Raw genomic sequence first — 16,206 nt, 5'->3', positions numbered from 1 at the left:
CTAAAGCAGTACCTGCCACGGTGCCCGGTGCTCGCAACCCCGAAATCGACAACAGGTCGTACACCCGGCGTAATATTCTGATTCTGCTGGGTGTGCTGGCTGTTCCTACGGTGCTGGTTCTGGCTCTTGTAGCCTATTTCGCGGGGTCCCGTAGCCACATGACGCTGGGTGGTGGGAGTATCTGGGATTCATCGCTGCTGGCTGATGACGGTTCCTTAAACTCAGATGCCATCTGGCTTAGCGTTGTCGATACCGGCAGTATAGAGTCGGGGGCGCTGGCCGAGCACCTAGCCCAGGTGGTGCCGGGGTCGAGTCGGTAGGTGTAGGAACGACCTACGCGCGGGCCGCGGTGTAGGATTCCACGTTCCATAAATCTCTTAATCGAGGGTGAGACAGATTCTCGGCTACGCCCCCATTCCTTCAGCCAATGCCTTCACATCCAGGTGTAGGTAGTTCTCAAAGTCCAGCCGGCCCAGGAGCTTAACAAAGACCTTGTAGCCCCCATCGGGCCAATTTGCGTTAGCAATCTCATCAAATGCGTCTAACATTCCCATAAAGAACCTCCCCTGTTGAACCTTCTAGCCTGTGAATGAGGTACAGCTACGATGTCGTATGCCAAAACTATTTTGGACCCCAAGGGCCGTGACAAAAACGTGCGCCCCCCTGCCCCTGAGATGGATGTAAAAACTGCTAGCGATTACCCCCTGACGGGGTGCTGATTTTTCCGGCACACTTCGTGCATCCAATAAGCCAGGTAGTTCTATTTGGGTGTGGGTGGTGTTGCCGCCTAACACCCCGGTGGTAAGCGTGTTGCGTAGTTTTTCGAGGGCGTGCTGACTAGGGGTTTTGCTAGTGTTGTTATCAAGCTGTTATATGCCAAGTTGACTTAGCTTAAGAAATTTGATTGGATTGAAGTAATCCCCAATACCAGGGTAAAGATGCTCTGGGGATAAGGACTAAAACAATGACTATTGTAAAGAAAATTTCAGCTAGTCTTGCGACTGGTGTATTGGTTATTGGCATGGCAGGTGGAACACTATCTGCTGCTTATACGCAGGAACCTGAAAATGCTACTATCTCTAATAGTCAAAGTCACAAGCAAGCCTTCTTAAATATTCACGAAGTCAATGCCCATGGATTTTCTGCTGAAATTGAAAACGGTAGTGCAGTGATGCAAGAAGATGGTTCTGTCCATCTACTTGATTCAGATGGAGAAGTAGCAGTTCTCAGCTCCCATATCCACCTTAATGATGGCACTGAGAGGGAAGTTAGCTATAGCCTGAGTGGTAATAGTATTGTCGCTAAATATGATTCTCCAATTGCTGAAGATGCAGTGAAGTTGCAGTCTCCGTTTAGGGATAACGTTGAGTGTGCTCTTTCTGCCGTCGGCGCCGCTGGTGCGTTTATTGGTGGCGTAGGAGCTGCCCTTACAGCACCGCTTACTTTTGGTGGGGGTCTTGTTGTGGGTGGTGCTGGTATTGCCGCTGGCGCTGCTGGTGCAAATGCTGCATACCAGTGTTTCGGAAAACAGCAGTAGAGATAAAAAGGGCTGATAAGCTGTGCATAGTGAAAATAAAAAACTATTTGTAGGATTTATCTTCGGTCTAGTAGCCATCCTTTTAGGAAGTTTTGTACTAGTAGCAACACTTATAACTGATTATAATAATTTGCTAAACTCCGTAATTGGGGTTGTCTCAATAACTATCGGCTCTATTGCATGTTTAATGTATTCTAGAGAAAAATGGTTGAAGGGTTAGATAAATATTAAGGGGCGAGGGAATAATCCCTCGCCCCTTAATTAATCTGCCTCTATATGCTCACCTTTACGCTCTTTACGAGCACGATAAGCACGGCGCTTCACAGCGCCGTAGTGTAGACCAAACAAATTTAGCTGTTTCTGGCCAGGAATGGCCTTTGTCGTCCACCATTTTGCGCAGATACTTCTAAGCAGGTACTTGGGTTACTTTGTTGTGCCACCTGAGAGAACCTTCCATTTACGTTCTGCTATCTGATGTTCAAGCCGTTCGCGGGCTTCTAATTTGCCTCGCCAGGCGGTGCCGCAGCTCGGTGGCACCAGCGGAATCTTCCAGCGGGAATCCACCCACTCCACCTATATTCACCTGCCGAGCGGTTGAGAGCGTCTCGTACGTGGAGGAAACTCAGGTTGACACCGAGACGGTACAGGTTTTCGTCTTCGGTCCGTTGAGCGAGACGCAAGCCTGGTCATACTCTGCCGCCTCCGTTGCCCAGGTATTCGCGGCGCACACCGAGAGGTTAGAAGTCGTGAGCATCAACAAATACCGGGACTCTACCGACTACTTTGTGACCGCCCGCTTTGAGGCCTACACAGGCGATACGGACGCCGCCCGCCAGGCCATGGTCGAAGGCGTGCAGGGAACGGCAATTGGCAGCGCCTTCACCCTTGACCTGATGGACGCCACCACCTCGGCTTACTTCGAGGGCCGCTGGGACATCTACACATCAGGAACCTCAGAATAAGCCCCCCCCTACAGCAAAGGCCCCGGCCTCCCTGCGCGGGAGCCGGGGCCGGGCGTCCGCGCTCGCGGTGAGCGAGCTAAGGACGCGGGCTAGTGGTTCGTGAAGACTATGCGGCGGGGGTCTTCCAGGGGTCCTCAACGGGGCGAGAAGCCTTGAAAGCAGCCGCGCCGGCAACAGCGCCAGCAACGATCAGACCGAAGACCAGCAGGCCCTTGTTGCCGCTCTTAGCAGCCTTCTTCTGCTCCTTGGCGTAGCCCTTAGCAGCCTTAACGGCGGCCTTCTGAGCCTTCTTCAGGGCCTTCTTGTCGCCGGTGACCTTAGCAGCAACGGTCTCAACCTGGGTGGGAACCTCAGCGTCAGAGAGCTTATCTGCAACGGTGCTTGCAACGTCGGCAGCCTTAACGCGGGCGGTTGCTACAGCGTTTTCAACGGCGGGGGTGACGTCGTCGATGGTGTGCTGGATCTTGTCGGCCAGAGTGGACTGGACCTTCTCCAGCTTCTTGGAACTGTCCTTAGCAACAGACTGGGTTGCCTTTGAGATGTTCTTACCCTGCTTCTCAGCAGCCTTCTGCAGCGCTGAAACCTTCTGGCCGGTCAGCTTCTCGGCGCGAGCAGCCTTCTTCTCAGCCAGGGCGGTCAGCTTGTCAGCCTTCTTACCGGTGTTCTTAGCAGCCTTTGAGAAGAACTTCTCTGCCTGCTTCTGAGCCTTCTTAGCCTTGCTCTTCTTGCACAGTGCCATGGTTGTTTCCTCCATGTGTGGGGCTGCCCCTAACTAAACCCGTGAGTTCGAGTAGAGTGCGGTGGCAAGCAACTTACATTTAGTATCAGCTTACTTTCTAAAACCGTAAAAGTGCTTTGAGGCGGCACAAAAACCCTCGTGTTTCTCTGCCCGCTAAAGTTAAGGGCTTCTGAAGAGTGCGCGGACGCCGGGGTGCGCCCGCTCGAATGCGACGTGAATTCCCGAGGGGGTGTTGTTTGAACGGACGCTCGGGACGCAGAGTCACATTCGGGGGATATGCGGTTCTAAATCTTTCTAAGGCATTCTAAAATATTTTTTAGAATGCCTTAGAAAGATTTAGAAAGTAGCGAACGATGAATCAAGACCTCAACCCCTTCACTCCCGGAGCAGGGCTCACACCGCCTGAACTTACAGGTCGAGACCAAGAAATCCTTGACTTCGACAGGCTCGTAGCCCGTAGCAAAATGCGCCTGACCGATAGGGGGCTTATGCTCTACGGTCTGCGCGGAGTCGGTAAAACCGTCTTACTTCGCAGGCTAGAAACCCATGCAGAACGCTCCGGCTGGCTCACCCTCAGACTTGAAGGGAGCCTTACTTCCTCTGCCCAGAAACAGCTTCGTATCAAACTCGCACGAGATCTTGCCCAGCAGACCAGGGTAGCCACCCAGGGGCATACTGGAAGTGCGATACAGCGAGCAATCGCCTCCATCGCCGAACTATCACTGACGCTGGGCTTTGCCCAAGCCCGCCTAGTGCTCAAACCCAAGGCTGACGAACCCGCTTTCACCACCGGCGTCCTCGAAATAGACTTCCCCGAAGCAATCCTGAACCTGGCAGAAGCCCTCAAAGAGCTTCCCCAGCCTAAAGCTATCGGTTTTTTCATTGACGAAATCCAAGACCTCGATAGTGAACTGCTCGATATGCTCCTGACAACCCAGCACGAAGCAGGGCAACGGGAACTGCCTTTTTACATCATCGGGGCCGGTCTGCCCTCAGTACCCACCCGGCTAGGGGAAATCAAAACCTACGCCGAAGGCCTCTTCAGCTACCGCGAAATAGGTGCTCTTACCCCGGATGCGACCCGGCGGGCTTTCATCGAACCTATCCGCAGGCCCGGCGGCCATATCGTAGAAAGCGCCCTCGAAAAAGCAACCGTAGCCTCGCAGGGCTACCCCTACTTCATTCAGCAGTACGGGCAGGCTATCTGGAACTCTACCGCCCAACAAACCATCACCGACGACGATGTGCTTGCTGGCCTTGCCGTAGGGCGAAGCGAACTAGATAGCGGTTTTTACCTCACCCGCTGGCAGCGGACTACCGCTGCAGAACAGGACTACCTGGTTGCTATGGCCCGCGTGATGAAAGGTCAGGCCGCCCGTACCGGCGAAATTGCAGAGGCTCTGGATAAGACAGCTAACGGAACCAGCGTGGTGCGTAAATCCCTCATCGAAAAAGGGCTGGTGTACTCACCGGGTGTAGGCCAGCTGGCCTTTACAGTGCCGGGAATGCAGGAATTCGTGCTGAGACAGGCGGGGGCAGGTATAGGCCGCGCCCCGGCGTCCGCCCCTTTCACTCACCGCAAAAGCTCAGGTCATATCTAGCGGCTGCCCACCTGCCCGTGCGAGAATAGGGGCATGACTGCAACTGCAAAAGCAACTATTCACACCAACCACGGTGACATCGTCGTTAACCTCTTCGGTAACCACGCACCGCTGACCGTTAAGAACTTCATCGGCCTGTCAGATGGCACCCAGGAATGGCGCCACCCCCGCACCGGCGAAGTGCAGGACGGCCCCCTCTACAAGGACGTCATCTTCCACCGCATCATCCGCGACTTCATGATTCAGGGTGGCGACCCCCTCGGTCAGGGTATCGGCGGCCCCGGCTACCAGTTCAAGGACGAAATCCACCCCGAACTGAGCTTCAACAAGCCCTACCTGCTGGCCATGGCCAACGCAGGCCCCGGCACCAACGGTTCCCAGTTCTTCATCACCACCGTTGAGACCCCCTGGCTCAACGGCCGCCACACCATCTTCGGTGAGGTAGCAGATGAGGACTCCAAGAAGGTCGTTGACGCCATTGAAGGCGTAGCAACCGGCGCTATGGACCGCCCCGTCGAGGACGTCGTTATCTCCTCCATCGACATCGAAGAACTCTAAACCTTACGTAGGTTAGTGCAAGGCCCGCCCCTTCCTGGGTGGGCCTTTGCTCTACCCTAGAAAATTTTTTTTGAGCGGCTAACGCCGCAGTTGAAAGGACGAACGCGTGAGTGAGCAGGTCGGCAGGTACGGCTATTCCAGTGATGAGACTACGGTGTGCCCCCGCCACCCTGACCAGGTGACCTATGTGCGTTGCGGACGCTGCGGGCGGCTAGCTTGCGGGCAGTGCCAGGTGCCGCTTGAGGTGGGCATGATGTGCGTGGACTGCCTGGCAGAAACGCAGCGTTCAGCCCCGCGGATTCGCTACGCTAAAGCTCGCCCCACTATTACATATGCCCTTATCGGCATGAATATTGTGGTGTGGATTCTGCAGTTTATCTTCCCGAGCGTTACTACCTTCGGTATCTACAACCCCCTCTATGTGGAGTACACGGGCCAGTGGTACCGTCTGCTGACCTCTGGGTTCTTGCATTCGCCCAGCAATATCACCCACCTTCTGCTCAACATGTTCACCCTCTACCTCTTTGGGCAGGCCCTTGAACCCTTGATGGGGAAGGCGAAGTTCCTTGCAACCTACCTACTCTCAATCATTGGTGGCTCTGTGGCCGTGCACCTGCTGGCCTCGGTGCTGGGAGGTATGGAGGTGAGCACCCTGGGGGCATCCGGCGGCGTCTTTGGCCTCTTTGGAGCCTTCTTCGCTCTCTCCCGGGCCCGCCAGCAGAGCACCAGTAGCATCGTGATTCTGGTGGCGATCAACTTCGCCTTTGGCTTCCTCATGCCGGGTATCTCCTGGGAAGCCCACCTCGGTGGCCTGGTGACCGGCGCTCTGGTTGCTGCTGTTCTTGACCGGCTACCGAGTCGCCCGCGCAGGCCGTAAAAACAGTGCAAAAAGAGTGAGGGTCCGCCAGTACGGTGGGCCCTCACTCTTTGTCCACAGGACTTATCCACAGCTGTTAATAACTACAGGCATGTAATTCCATAGATGTTAAAAACCTGTGCACAGCACCAAAAAGCTTTAACTGCCGCCTGTAATTACACCGGTGTAAGAGATTTCCCCAGTTTTATCCCCACCTGTGGATAACTTCTATTCGCAGGGTGTAGAAAACCTGTAATTTCAAAAAATTACTCGGCAGGCACTACTTCACCTGTGAGGGCATCAACCTTGACCGACCCCAGGTCGTTGCCACGGGCGTCCTCAAAATCAACCTCCCACACCAGGGCACCGTTCTGGTCATCAAGATCAAGGTCGGTAGCAATCTGCCCGCCGCGCCCCTCAGCGGCGGTGCGGACGGCGTCCGCAGCCAGAACCTGGGCAGCAGCGGCCCGTGCTACATCCTCGGCATCCTCGCTGGTTTTCTCATCTGCCACAGACCCATCTGCAAAGAGGGTGAACTCATGCTTGATTCCGTCAACCACTATGGCAAGGTCGAAGCTATCTTGGGTTTCATCCTCTTCATCCACCTGCACCACGGTGCCACCCGGGCGGGCAGCTAGGCCCTGCTCAATAGCGGCGAGCAGGGCCCCGGTCTCGGCAGGGCCCTCAATGGTGGGGGAGGGGCTTGCGGACGCCGTAGCCTGGCTATTAGCAGCTGCACTGCTTGTTGCCACAGAAGTTCGCGGGGCGCTCGTCTCGGCACTGCCTGACCCGCAGGCCGCAAGGGCCAGGGCCAGTACCGCGCCGGAGGATACAAGAACAGTCTTTTTCGCAGAAAACATCATGACTCCATTCTCTCAGGCCCGCATGAAGCCAACATTAAAATAAGGCTTAAGCGCTTACTTGCCCGATGCCTCAATGAGCTCAGCTACGGTCTGCGGAGCGCTTGCCGCTGAGGCAACAAAAGACCGCTCCGCGGTGCGGACGGTCGGCACCACAGCGTTACCGTCATTGACGCTCTTTACATAAGCCTCGGCGTCCGCGTCCTCCCAAATATTGACCCAGATAGCCCGCTCGCCTACCTCGCCGAGACCGGCATCCAGGCGCTGGCAGAAGGGGCAACCCGGGCGCCAATAAATTGCGACGCCGCCTTCGGCGACGAACTGCTCGGCAGCGGCGTGGGTAGAAGATACGCTCGGCATAGAAAACTCCTTATTCAAAAACGGTAGAGGTACCTGGTACAACGCGGCGGGGGATCTGATATTCCCACTTTTTGCGACAAGACCTCTGCGAGATGGGTAGATACAGCTATCGCCGGGCGCCCACGATACATTGTGAGCACCCGGCGATAGGGATAAAACCTTAAAGACGGTTTTACTTACCGAATTTCTCGGTGAGCTTGGTGGCGGCGCCGGCAGCGGCTTCCTTAGCCTTCTCAGTGTTTTCTTCGCTGACAACTTCCTTGCCAGCCTTCTCGTTGATGGCGTCCTGAGCCTTGTCGATGCCGTCATTAAGGGAGCTGTTGAGATCGAAACCCATGGGTTTCACCTTTCTTTCTCGGTGCGAGGGGCCCCGAAATGGGTACCCACTAGCAGTTTAGCGCCTGAAAGGGGTGAGACTAGTCCTTCTTGATGGAATCCTTGATGCCGTTGATGGCGTCCTTGGCCTTATCAACACCGTCTGAGATGGTCTGCTTGGCTTCGTCGACCTTGTCCTTAGCCTGGGCCTGAACCTGGTCGGCCTTGCCCTCAGCTTCGAGACGGTCATCGCCGGTCAGCTTGCCACCGGCCTCCTTGGCCTTGCCAGCGAGGTTGTCGAGGCCGTTTTCAATCTTGTCTTCTGCAGCCATGGTGGGCTCCTTTCGTTTCTCGCCTGCGCGAGCTTGGAATGCAGGGATAGTTCGTAGGCTTCCCTTGTTGATAAGTTTACGCACTAGTGCTGCAAAAAGAAACCCAGTAGGCTGAGAAAATTCTGGTGATGAGCCCAGAATTACCCTGATACAGAAGAAGAAACTAGATGTCCCGGTCTGCCGGGAAGCCCGCCACCATGGGCAGGAACTCGGGGTCAGCATAGCCTCGCTGGGCATAGGCCAGAGCTACCCGCTCTGCCGCCGGCTCCAACAGGTGGGTTGGCAGTAGGGCCATCACAGCCCCGCCAAAGCCGCCACCCACAATACGGGCTCCCAGGGCTCCGGCCGCCAGGCAGGTATCAACTGCCAGGTCAATTTCGGGGCGCGAAACGCGCAGCTCATCGCGCATCGACACAAAACTCTCGGTAAAGAGCCTGCCCAGCTCGCTCCAGTCAACCGGCTCACCGGCGTCCTTGCGGCCCAGCAGGTAGGCTGCCCGCTCCACCAGGGTCATATCGTGCAGGGTGTGGCGCACCCAGCCGCGCGGGAAGGTGCGGGGCTGGCCGGTCTCATCCAGGGCAACCAGAGCACGGTTGACGGTTTGATCCACCAGATCCAGGCGGCACTGTTTAGCCTCGCGCTCGCTCATGCCGGCACAGGTGAGATCCTCGGGCAGGGCATTGCGCAGATAGTCCAGCCCCATCGCCTCGGTTACCGCCTCGTTCGCCTCGCGGCGGGCAGCAAACTCACCCCCCGCCAGCTCGTGGGGGGTATTGGTATTGATGACCAGCCAGCCCAAATCAACGCTCGCCACATCAACGGTTAGCGGGTTGATAGAGAAATCGCGGAAGTCCACCACCAGGGCCTTGCCCGGTGCCGAACGCAGCGAAGCGGTCTGGTCGAGGCCGCCGGTGCGGGCCCCCGCCACCTCGTTCTCGGCGCGAATACAGACCTGGGCCAGGCGGGCACGCAGGGCGTCGTTGGCGGGGGAGAGGTCAGAGGGTAGAGCCTCTGTACAGTCGCACCCCTGGCGCAGGGGACAGGAAAGATCTAGCAGGGCCAGGGCTGTGGAGCATTCCAGGGCGGCAGAGGACGACAGGCCCCCGCCCACCGGCACCTGCGAGGTAATCAGCAGGTCAGCCCCAAAATTATGGGGCAGGGCGATATCCTTGCCACCCTCCCGGTTCATGGCCCAGGCTACCCCCGCCACATAGGTGAACCAGCCCTTAAAAGTGCCCGGGGTAATCTCGTGAATTACGACCGTGCGGTCGTCCCCCGGCATCTGCAAGGACGCCGCCCGCAGCACCCCGTCGGTGCGCAGCCTACCCGCGACATAGGTGCGGTAGGGCAGGGGCATAGGCATGCAGGAGCCGCCGAGAAAGTCGATGTATTCACCCAGCAGGTTGAGGCGCCCGGGCGCTGACCATACCCCGTCGGGCTCCATGCCGTACTTTTCAACAAAAGCGGCGCGGGCTGCTTCAACTTCGGCGCGGTGGTCTGGCAGGGTAGCCCAGGCGGGCTCAACACGGAGGGTCACGGTCTTATTCTTTTCGTTCTGCGGGACTTGGCTGAGTGGGGTTGGTTAGGCGGTGAAGCCCTTGATGATGGCGGTGAGGGCGGAGGTGTAGGACGCCGGTGGTTCAGCGGGCGGGGTGCTGCCAGTGAGTAGGGCCCGGGTTTGCTCTTGCTCGATGAGGCTCAGGCAGGTGTGCATGAAAATTTCGGCGGCTAGGGCCGGCTGTGGGGTGCCGGTGGCGGCTTCAAAGTCAGTTTCAAGGGTGTCGAGCAGTTCTAGTCTATCGGGGGTGAGTGTTGCGGGATGAAGAGCCAGGGCTAGGCGGATGACTTCGGAACATTCCTTAACCGGAATAAGTTGCCGGTAGGTGTTTTCACTGGTTATGAGCAGGGTAGCGGGGGTGGCCGCTGCCTGGGGGTGCTCAACCGTGGCCAACATGCGGGAGGCCAGTGAGGCTAGAAGCTCCTGCTTATTCTTGACGTGATAGTAGAGAGCACCGGGGGCCACGCCCAGCTCGGTAGCCAGCCGACGCATCGAAAGGTCGGCTAAGCCAAACTGGCGCAGTACATCAAAAGCGGTGTCAAGAATCTTTTCACGGGATAAAGCCACCCCCTCATTGTGACCTATTTTCGCTCCCGGCAACAGCTGGCAGCGGGCGCTGTTCCCTCGAAGAGGAGTAGATTTGGACCCATGACCCTCAACTTTTCAAATCTTGCCGCCCGCCTGCGCGCAGGCGAAACTGCCTCACCGTCCGACCTTCACGACGTGCTCACCGCCAGCCCTGCCGCCACCTTCGCCCTTATGGACCTGGCAGCAGAACTACGCGCCACTCACTTCGGCTCAACCATCACCGCCACCAACCTGCTGGGTGCACCCGTGCGGCAGGTGGCGTCCTCCCTCGTAGAGGTCGCAGCCCCACTCGCCGCCGACGCCCTGGCGGCTACCCTGGCTGACCTGGCTGCCGATCCCGCGGTGGAGCGCATCGACGTGGACTTTGTGGGCATACCCGCCCTGGCCCCTATGGAGGCCCTGCGCGTGCTGGCTGCCGCCCGCCTGGCCGCACCCGTAAAGAGCCTGCACCTGGGGGAGAGTCGCGAAATGACCTTGCGCTCCCTGCAACCCCTGGCGGTCGGTGCCCTGGACTCGTTGGTGCTGACCGTAGACCCCGCCCAGCCCCGCCTGATTTTTGAGGACCTTAAGCTCATTGTGGGCGCTGGCCTCACCATTGCCGATACGGGCGACCGCGACCTGGTAGCTGAGTATGTAGAGCACCTGCGTGCTGCCGGGGTGGAGGACGCGGACGCCTATGCCCAGGTTGCACTGGAGGGTGCGGCGTCCGGTAGCGGCTGCGGCGGCAACTGTGCCTGCGGCTCTGGGGGCTGCGGCGCTTAGCACCTTCTGTAAGGGGATCGTAAAACTTAAAAGGGACCGCATAACGCGAGGTCTCTTTTAAGTTTTGTGCCCCTTGGTTGGTGTGGGCTGTGTAGGGAGAAGTAACAATTTGAACACCGTTCAAAATCGGTGTTGACTGGTTCCATGATTGACTTCTCTGCCATCGCCGACCGCGCCCTGACTGGCCAGCCCGCAAGCCGCGACGAAGCACTTGCCGCCCTGACCGCCAGTGACGCCGAAACCTTCGCCCTCGTCGACGCCGCCTCCCGCCTGCGCCGCCACTACTTCGGGAACACCGTTAAGGTGAACTACCTGGTCAACCTCAAGTCCGGCCTCTGCCCCGAAGACTGCACCTATTGCTCCCAGCGCCTTGGCTCCGAAGCTGACGTGCTCAAATACTCCTGGATTAAAACCGACGAAGCCGTCAAACAGGCCAGCTACGGCATCGCGGGTGGAGCCTCCCGCGTCTGCATGGTCGCCTCGGGTAAGGGGCCCACCGACCGTGACGTCGAGCGCGTTGCCACCATGGTCGAAGACCTCAAAGAGGAACACCCCCAGGTGGAAGTTTGCGCCTGCCTGGGTATTCTCAAGGACGGCCAGGCCGACCGTCTCAAGCAGGCCGGAGTGGACGCCTACAACCACAACCTCAACACCAGCGAAGACCACTACGCCGATATCTGCACCACCCACACCTATGCCGACCGCCTTGCCACCGTTGATAAGGCCCAGTCTGCCGGGCTTTCTGCCTGCTCCGGTCTGATAGTGGGCATGAAGGAAACCGACGAGCAGTTGGTCGATGCAATTTTTGCCCTGCGTGACCTGGGCGGCGACTCCATTCCCGTCAACTTCCTTATGCCCTTTGAGGGCACCCCGCTGGCTGGCACCTGGGAGCTCACCCCCATGCGCTGCCTGCGCATTCTGGCCACCGTGCGCCTGGTAGCCCCCGACAAGGAGCTCCGCATGGCGGGTGGACGCGAGATGCACCTGCGCACCCTGCAGCCTCTAGCCCTGCACGTGGTCAACTCCCTCTTCCTGGGCGACTACCTCACCTCGACCGGCCAGTCAGCCCTCGACGACCTGAAAATGATTCGGGACGGCGGGTTCGTGGTGCTCGGCGCCGAAGACCGCGACCTGGTCGCCGAACATGAGGACTACCTGCGCGCCCACGGCGTAGACCTCGCCCAGGAAACTGCTCTTGCGACCGCGCCCTGCGGGGCGTCCGGTGGCTGCGGTGGGTGCAGCTCCGGGGCCTGCGGGACCCACCCGTCCGCGGGGGAGGCGGACGCCGGCGTCCGACCCGCTAGCGAGCAACGGACTCCCGAGATTCTGGTCCCCGAGATTCGCCGCCGCGGGGTCGGGACGGATGCCACCCCCAACTTCTAGCCCTAGCTGGCATCTCAAAACCGCACCTGAGGCGCAGGTTCACCCTAGGTTGAGGTACTAGAGTAAGATGCCCAGCCTGCACATTGAGCCCGAGATTATTCTGCCTATCTTCCTGCCGCCCTGCTGTGGGCTATTGGCCAGCGCGTCTCGTGGGGCATGCTGCGCACCGAGGCTGTCTTTATCGTGCTGACTGTCCTCTTCTTCACCATGGTCTTCCCCGGCCTGACCCTGCCCTGGCTGGTGCAGGCCCAGGACGCCATGAACCAGGGCTCCGGGGTGCTCACCATGTCACTGTCTAAGTCCTTCATCATTGGCGAGCACAAGCTGGATCGCGAGGAGGCAGAGCAGCTCTTCAAGACCACCGAGATGCGCATTATCTCGGCCCAAAAGGAGCTGGACGATGAGGCCCTGCGGGTGGCAACCCGTCAGCTACCTGTAGTTGGGGGTGCGGACGCCCGCGACCGGGAGTGATTCCGGGCACCGGCTAGGTGATACTCAAGAAATTTGCAGGTTCATCACCTAGTATGGGTAGGTGCTTATTCCGTTATAGGCCTATGTGAGCCCCAGATTTGACGCGGGCTTCTTGGGGTGGGTGGGCACGTAAGCAATATATTCTGAAATTAAAATATAAGATTTTCTCACAGAATCAGGATCAATGGACACCAAAGACCTCTCCCCGGCATACTTCACCTCCCTCGCAGCCCTTTTTGCGGGCGCTTTAATGGTGGGTGCGAGTTCCACCTGGGTATCAGTGCTGGGTTGGGTCGTGCTGCTGGCCGGTATGGGCCTGAACGTCTTTGCCACCCTGGTGATGGTACAGCGCCTCAAGGGCGGGCCCCTGCCCGCTATAATCGCCGGTGCGGACGCCGACGCCCAGGTAGAGTATGAAGAAGAGGGTGCGCCCGCTGACCCTTACCTTTACGAGCCCGAGGCCATTACCGAGTCCCAGCCCCTGGTCTCAGCGGCAGCACCTAGCGCTGGTGCCGGTGAAGCAGCCAGCGACGAGCGTATCTTCCGCTCCCGCGCCCCGCGCCCGCACGTCCGCTAGAACCACCGAGAGGACCCCCATGGATACCCGCTTTCTTCTCTCCCCCGCTTACCTAGTTTCGGTTGCTGCCCTGATTGTTGGTGCAATCCTCAGCGGTACTGCCCTGATGGTGATTGGCTGGATTATTTTCATTATCGGTTTGGCCCTCAATGCCCTGGCCCTGGTTGTACTGGCCAACCGCGAGCAGCTCTACAAGGCGCAGCGGATTGGGGTCATCCCCAAGGGTCAGAAGTCCGGTTCTGCTGACCAGCAGTAAAGTCTAAAATTTTTTTTGCTCTGCCTACTGGCAGAGCAAAGACGAGGGGCGGACGCTTCTAAGCGTCCGCCCCTCGTGTATCTTCTAGGCTCTTACCCGCTTGCGCTCGGGGTGGGCAACCTTGCCGAGCACACTGCGGGAAAAGTGGGCCAGGGCCCGGGCAGTGGTGGAATCCATCCCCTCAAAGACTGCGCGCTGTACTTCGCGGGTGTAGACCGGGGTGGCCTCTCTGTAGACCTGCTGGCCCTGCTGGGTGATAATCACGCCCTTGCCCCGCTTATCGCCGGGCACAGAAACCTTGGTAACCCAGCCGTTTTTCTCTAGCACGTCAATCTGGTAGGTCAGCCGTGACGCTGAAACGTTGGTGGCGCGGGCTAGGTCGCGCATGCGCACGACGGGGTGGGTGTCGGTGGAATCATTCTGTGGTGAGTCTATGATGGCTGCCAGAATCCTGTAGTCTGCCAGCTTGATTTTCACCTCTTCTTTGAGGCACCTATCGAGGTGCAGGTTGAGGGTCTCTAAAGTATTGGTGTAAATCTTCCACAGATTTTCCTGTTCTTTGGTGAAGCGAGCCGGTGTGGGGGCTGTTCCCATAGAACCTCCTCTCCTCTCTACCGGGTGGGTAGGTGTGGTTCAGGAGACTTTCGCAGAAAATCTCTATCTGGTGCCAGCCTAACGCGCAGTGTCACCTGTATGGAATATATGTGGGAAATATTAAGACGGGTTAACGGGTGCTCTGGCGCTCACCAGCTAGGACGCCGTTTTAGTTGCGGGACGAAAATGCAAAAATTTAGACACCTTAAAGAATGGCGGGGAGGGCTTCTACCCTCCCCACCAGTGCTGTACCGGTAGGCTGCCCTTTAGGCGCCCGGTGTATTCCGTTTCGGTAATTCCTCAAAAGGGGTGACCGTCAGGGCTTCTAGCCCCGGGGCCTTATAGGCTGCCGCAGGTGCCTGGCCGCCCCGCTCTTTCTCAAGAATGCCGAAGAAGGAGCCGGTGTTGGCGTCCTGAACTGCCTGCTGCCTTGAAGACCGAGGTGACCACGATGAGGGCGTCGGCCTCCCCCCCCACCTGATCCAGGGCAGTGGTGGACGGCTCGCCCAAACCTGCCGTGACAACAACGATAGAAGGAGTGTTCATGGGTCTCCCCCCTACTTACCCTGCTCAGCCAGGTGGGCAGCGTAGCGGGGGTGGACGGGGGCCTCGGGCACACCGGCGGCGCGCAGCTTAGCGAACTCCTCGCGCAACACGGGCACAACCTGCTCACCCAGCATGTCAATCTGGTTCAGAACCTCCTTGAGGGGCAGGCCTGCGTGGTCCATCAGGAAGAGCTGACGCTGGTAGTCACCGGCGTAGTCGCGGAAGGACAGGGTCTTCTCAATGACCTGCTGGGGTGAACCCACGGTCAGCGGGGTCTGGTCAGCAAAATCTTCTAGAGAAGGGCCGCCGCCATAGACCGGAGCGTTGTCGAAGTAGGGGCGGAACTTAGCAACGGCGTCCTGGGAATTCTTGCTCATGAAGACCTGCCCGCCCAGGCCCACGATGGCCTGCTCGGCGGTGCCGTGGCCGTAGTGCTCGTAGCGCTCGCGGTAGAGGTTGATCATCTGCTGGGTGTGCTCCTTGTTCCAGAAGATGTTGTTGTGGAAGAAGCCGTCACCGTAGTAGGCGGCCTGCTCTGCGATTTCGGGAGTGCGAATCGAGCCGTGCCAGACGAAGGGGGCGGTGCCGTCCAGGGGCTGCGGGGTGGCGGTGAAGGAGTTGAGCGGGGTACGGAAGTTGCCCTGCCAGTTGACCACCTGTTCGCTCCAGAGCTTGCGCAGCAGGGCGTAGTTCTCGATGGCCAGGTTGACGCCCTGGCGGATATCCTTGCCGAACCAGGGATAGACGGGGCCGGTGTTGCCGCGGCCCAACATGAGGTCCATGCGGCCGTCGGTCAGGTGCTGCAGGGTGCCGTAGTCTTCGGCGATGCGCACGGGGTCGGTGGTGGTGATCAGGGTGGTGGAGGTCGACAGTAGGATGTTCTTGGTCTGGGCTGCGATGTAGGCCAGGGTGGTGGTCGGTGAGGACGCGATGAAGGGCGGGTTGTGGTGCTGGCCAACGGCAAAGACGTCGAGGCCTACTTCGTCTGCCTTCTTGGCAATTTCAACGATGGCCTTTTGGCGCTCGTATTCGCTGGGGGTCTTGCCGGTGGTGGGGTCCATAGTGACGTCGCCGACGGAGAAGATGCCGAACTGCATGGTGGTGACCTTTCGAGGTGGTGTTGTTGTTTCGATGTTTTTAATCTACTCCTAAAAACTTTCCTTGTAAAGTATTTTGGGGGTGTGGGGTGGCGCGCGGCTTCTGCAGCCTACTCTTTCTCTCATGACCCTAGGGATTATCTCGGGGTGAAGAGAGAAAGAATAGGGTGTTCTTTGTGACGATGCAGAGGCCATCTTGTGTCTTCTTGTCCACAGGCATCTGACGAGCGAAAATAAGGGTTATCCACAGGCTC

22 protein-coding genes are annotated in these 16,206 nt (G+C 58.4%); 11 read left to right on the top strand and 11 right to left on the bottom strand.

Annotated features, from left to right (window positions below; all coding sequences use genetic code 11):
- The first annotated feature begins 20 nt into the window (after positions 1 to 20).
- Positions 21 to 320, top strand: a complete 300-nt coding sequence (locus tag VSX42_RS08195) for a hypothetical protein (protein WP_326503827.1) — start codon at positions 21 to 23, stop codon at positions 318 to 320.
- An 84-nt stretch (positions 321 to 404) separates the two neighbouring features.
- Here VSX42_RS08195 and VSX42_RS08190 read toward each other — a convergent pair whose 3' ends face one another.
- Positions 405 to 554, bottom strand: a complete 150-nt coding sequence (locus tag VSX42_RS08190; RefSeq protein WP_326503826.1) for a hypothetical protein — start codon at positions 552 to 554, stop codon at positions 405 to 407.
- A 410-nt stretch (positions 555 to 964) separates the two neighbouring features.
- Between VSX42_RS08190 and VSX42_RS08185 the strand changes: the two genes are divergently transcribed.
- On the top strand, positions 965 to 1,537 hold the full coding sequence (locus VSX42_RS08185; RefSeq protein WP_326503825.1) for a hypothetical protein: 573 nt from the start codon (positions 965 to 967) through the stop codon (positions 1,535 to 1,537).
- Between the two features lie 746 nt (positions 1,538 to 2,283).
- Entirely contained in the window at positions 2,284 to 2,499 is a 216-nt protein-coding gene (locus VSX42_RS08180; RefSeq protein ID WP_326503824.1) for a hypothetical protein, read from the top strand.
- Positions 2,500 to 2,605: 106 nt separating this feature from the next.
- Here the strand turns inward: VSX42_RS08180 and VSX42_RS08175 are convergent, their stop codons facing one another.
- Entirely contained in the window at positions 2,606 to 3,238 is a 633-nt protein-coding gene (locus tag VSX42_RS08175) for a hypothetical protein (RefSeq protein ID WP_326503823.1), read from the bottom strand.
- 353 nt (positions 3,239 to 3,591) lie between these two features.
- On the opposite strand from VSX42_RS08175, the gene VSX42_RS08170 reads away from it, so the two are divergent.
- The 3 genes from VSX42_RS08170 (at position 3,592) to VSX42_RS08160 (ending at position 6,274) form a co-directional block, all read left to right on the top strand.
- On the top strand, positions 3,592 to 4,839 hold the full coding sequence (locus tag VSX42_RS08170) for an ATP-binding protein (RefSeq protein WP_326503822.1): 1,248 nt from the start codon (positions 3,592 to 3,594) through the stop codon (positions 4,837 to 4,839).
- A 33-nt stretch (positions 4,840 to 4,872) separates the two neighbouring features.
- Entirely contained in the window at positions 4,873 to 5,397 is a 525-nt protein-coding gene (locus VSX42_RS08165; RefSeq protein WP_326503821.1) for a peptidylprolyl isomerase, read from the top strand.
- Between the two features lie 106 nt (positions 5,398 to 5,503).
- Positions 5,504 to 6,274: a rhomboid family intramembrane serine protease gene (locus VSX42_RS08160; protein WP_326503820.1), complete on the top strand. Its 771-nt coding sequence runs from the start codon at positions 5,504 to 5,506 to the stop codon at positions 6,272 to 6,274.
- 245 nt (positions 6,275 to 6,519) lie between these two features.
- Here VSX42_RS08160 and VSX42_RS08155 read toward each other — a convergent pair whose 3' ends face one another.
- From VSX42_RS08155 to VSX42_RS08130, 6 genes are all read right to left on the bottom strand, one after another.
- Positions 6,520 to 7,116 (bottom strand): PepSY domain-containing protein, encoded by a 597-nt coding sequence (locus VSX42_RS08155; RefSeq protein WP_326503819.1) that lies wholly within the window; start codon positions 7,114 to 7,116, stop codon positions 6,520 to 6,522.
- Between the two features lie 54 nt (positions 7,117 to 7,170).
- The gene (locus VSX42_RS08150; protein WP_326503818.1) at positions 7,171 to 7,473 is read right to left on the bottom strand and encodes a glutaredoxin domain-containing protein; all 303 of its coding nucleotides are present in this window, start codon (positions 7,471 to 7,473) and stop codon (positions 7,171 to 7,173) included.
- 172 nt (positions 7,474 to 7,645) lie between these two features.
- On the bottom strand, positions 7,646 to 7,810 hold the full coding sequence (locus tag VSX42_RS08145) for a ribosome recycling factor (RefSeq protein WP_326503817.1): 165 nt from the start codon (positions 7,808 to 7,810) through the stop codon (positions 7,646 to 7,648).
- A 79-nt stretch (positions 7,811 to 7,889) separates the two neighbouring features.
- Entirely contained in the window at positions 7,890 to 8,120 is a 231-nt protein-coding gene (locus tag VSX42_RS08140) for a CsbD family protein (RefSeq protein ID WP_326503816.1), read from the bottom strand.
- A gap of 163 nt (positions 8,121 to 8,283) precedes the next feature.
- Positions 8,284 to 9,657 carry a galactokinase gene (locus VSX42_RS08135; protein WP_326503815.1) on the bottom strand — a complete coding sequence of 458 codons (1,374 nt, stop codon included), beginning with the start codon at positions 9,655 to 9,657 and terminating at the stop codon, positions 8,284 to 8,286.
- Between the two features lie 45 nt (positions 9,658 to 9,702).
- Positions 9,703 to 10,245 (bottom strand): TetR/AcrR family transcriptional regulator, encoded by a 543-nt coding sequence (locus VSX42_RS08130; RefSeq protein WP_326503814.1) that lies wholly within the window; start codon positions 10,243 to 10,245, stop codon positions 9,703 to 9,705.
- Between the two features lie 81 nt (positions 10,246 to 10,326).
- Between VSX42_RS08130 and VSX42_RS08125 the strand changes: the two genes are divergently transcribed.
- From VSX42_RS08125 to VSX42_RS08105, 5 genes are all read left to right on the top strand, one after another.
- A complete protein-coding gene (locus tag VSX42_RS08125) occupies positions 10,327 to 11,028 on the top strand; it encodes a hypothetical protein (protein ID WP_326503813.1) in 702 nt (233 codons plus the stop codon).
- A 144-nt stretch (positions 11,029 to 11,172) separates the two neighbouring features.
- On the top strand, positions 11,173 to 12,411 hold the full coding sequence (bioB, locus tag VSX42_RS08120; RefSeq protein WP_326503812.1) for a biotin synthase BioB: 1,239 nt from the start codon (positions 11,173 to 11,175) through the stop codon (positions 12,409 to 12,411).
- Between the two features lie 156 nt (positions 12,412 to 12,567).
- Entirely contained in the window at positions 12,568 to 12,882 is a 315-nt protein-coding gene (locus VSX42_RS08115; RefSeq protein WP_326503811.1) for a hypothetical protein, read from the top strand.
- Positions 12,883 to 13,066: 184 nt separating this feature from the next.
- Positions 13,067 to 13,459, top strand: a complete 393-nt coding sequence (locus tag VSX42_RS08110; protein ID WP_326503810.1) for a hypothetical protein — start codon at positions 13,067 to 13,069, stop codon at positions 13,457 to 13,459.
- Between the two features lie 19 nt (positions 13,460 to 13,478).
- Positions 13,479 to 13,715 carry a hypothetical protein gene (locus tag VSX42_RS08105; RefSeq protein ID WP_326503809.1) on the top strand — a complete coding sequence of 79 codons (237 nt, stop codon included), beginning with the start codon at positions 13,479 to 13,481 and terminating at the stop codon, positions 13,713 to 13,715.
- Positions 13,716 to 13,799: 84 nt separating this feature from the next.
- Here the strand turns inward: VSX42_RS08105 and VSX42_RS08100 are convergent, their stop codons facing one another.
- From VSX42_RS08100 to VSX42_RS08090, 3 genes are all read right to left on the bottom strand, one after another.
- A complete protein-coding gene (locus VSX42_RS08100; protein ID WP_326503808.1) occupies positions 13,800 to 14,309 on the bottom strand; it encodes a MarR family winged helix-turn-helix transcriptional regulator in 510 nt (169 codons plus the stop codon).
- A gap of 378 nt (positions 14,310 to 14,687) precedes the next feature.
- On the bottom strand, positions 14,688 to 14,855 hold the full coding sequence (locus VSX42_RS08095; RefSeq protein ID WP_326503807.1) for a hypothetical protein: 168 nt from the start codon (positions 14,853 to 14,855) through the stop codon (positions 14,688 to 14,690).
- An 11-nt stretch (positions 14,856 to 14,866) separates the two neighbouring features.
- Positions 14,867 to 15,952 carry an LLM class flavin-dependent oxidoreductase gene (locus tag VSX42_RS08090; protein WP_326503806.1) on the bottom strand — a complete coding sequence of 362 codons (1,086 nt, stop codon included), beginning with the start codon at positions 15,950 to 15,952 and terminating at the stop codon, positions 14,867 to 14,869.
- Positions 15,953 to 16,206: the final 254 nt, after the last annotated feature.

This window comes from Rothia nasimurium, assembly GCF_035916755.1.
In the GTDB taxonomy this organism is placed as follows: domain Bacteria; phylum Actinomycetota; class Actinomycetes; order Actinomycetales; family Micrococcaceae; genus Rothia.
This window is presented reverse-complemented; position numbering and strand designations above follow the sequence as displayed.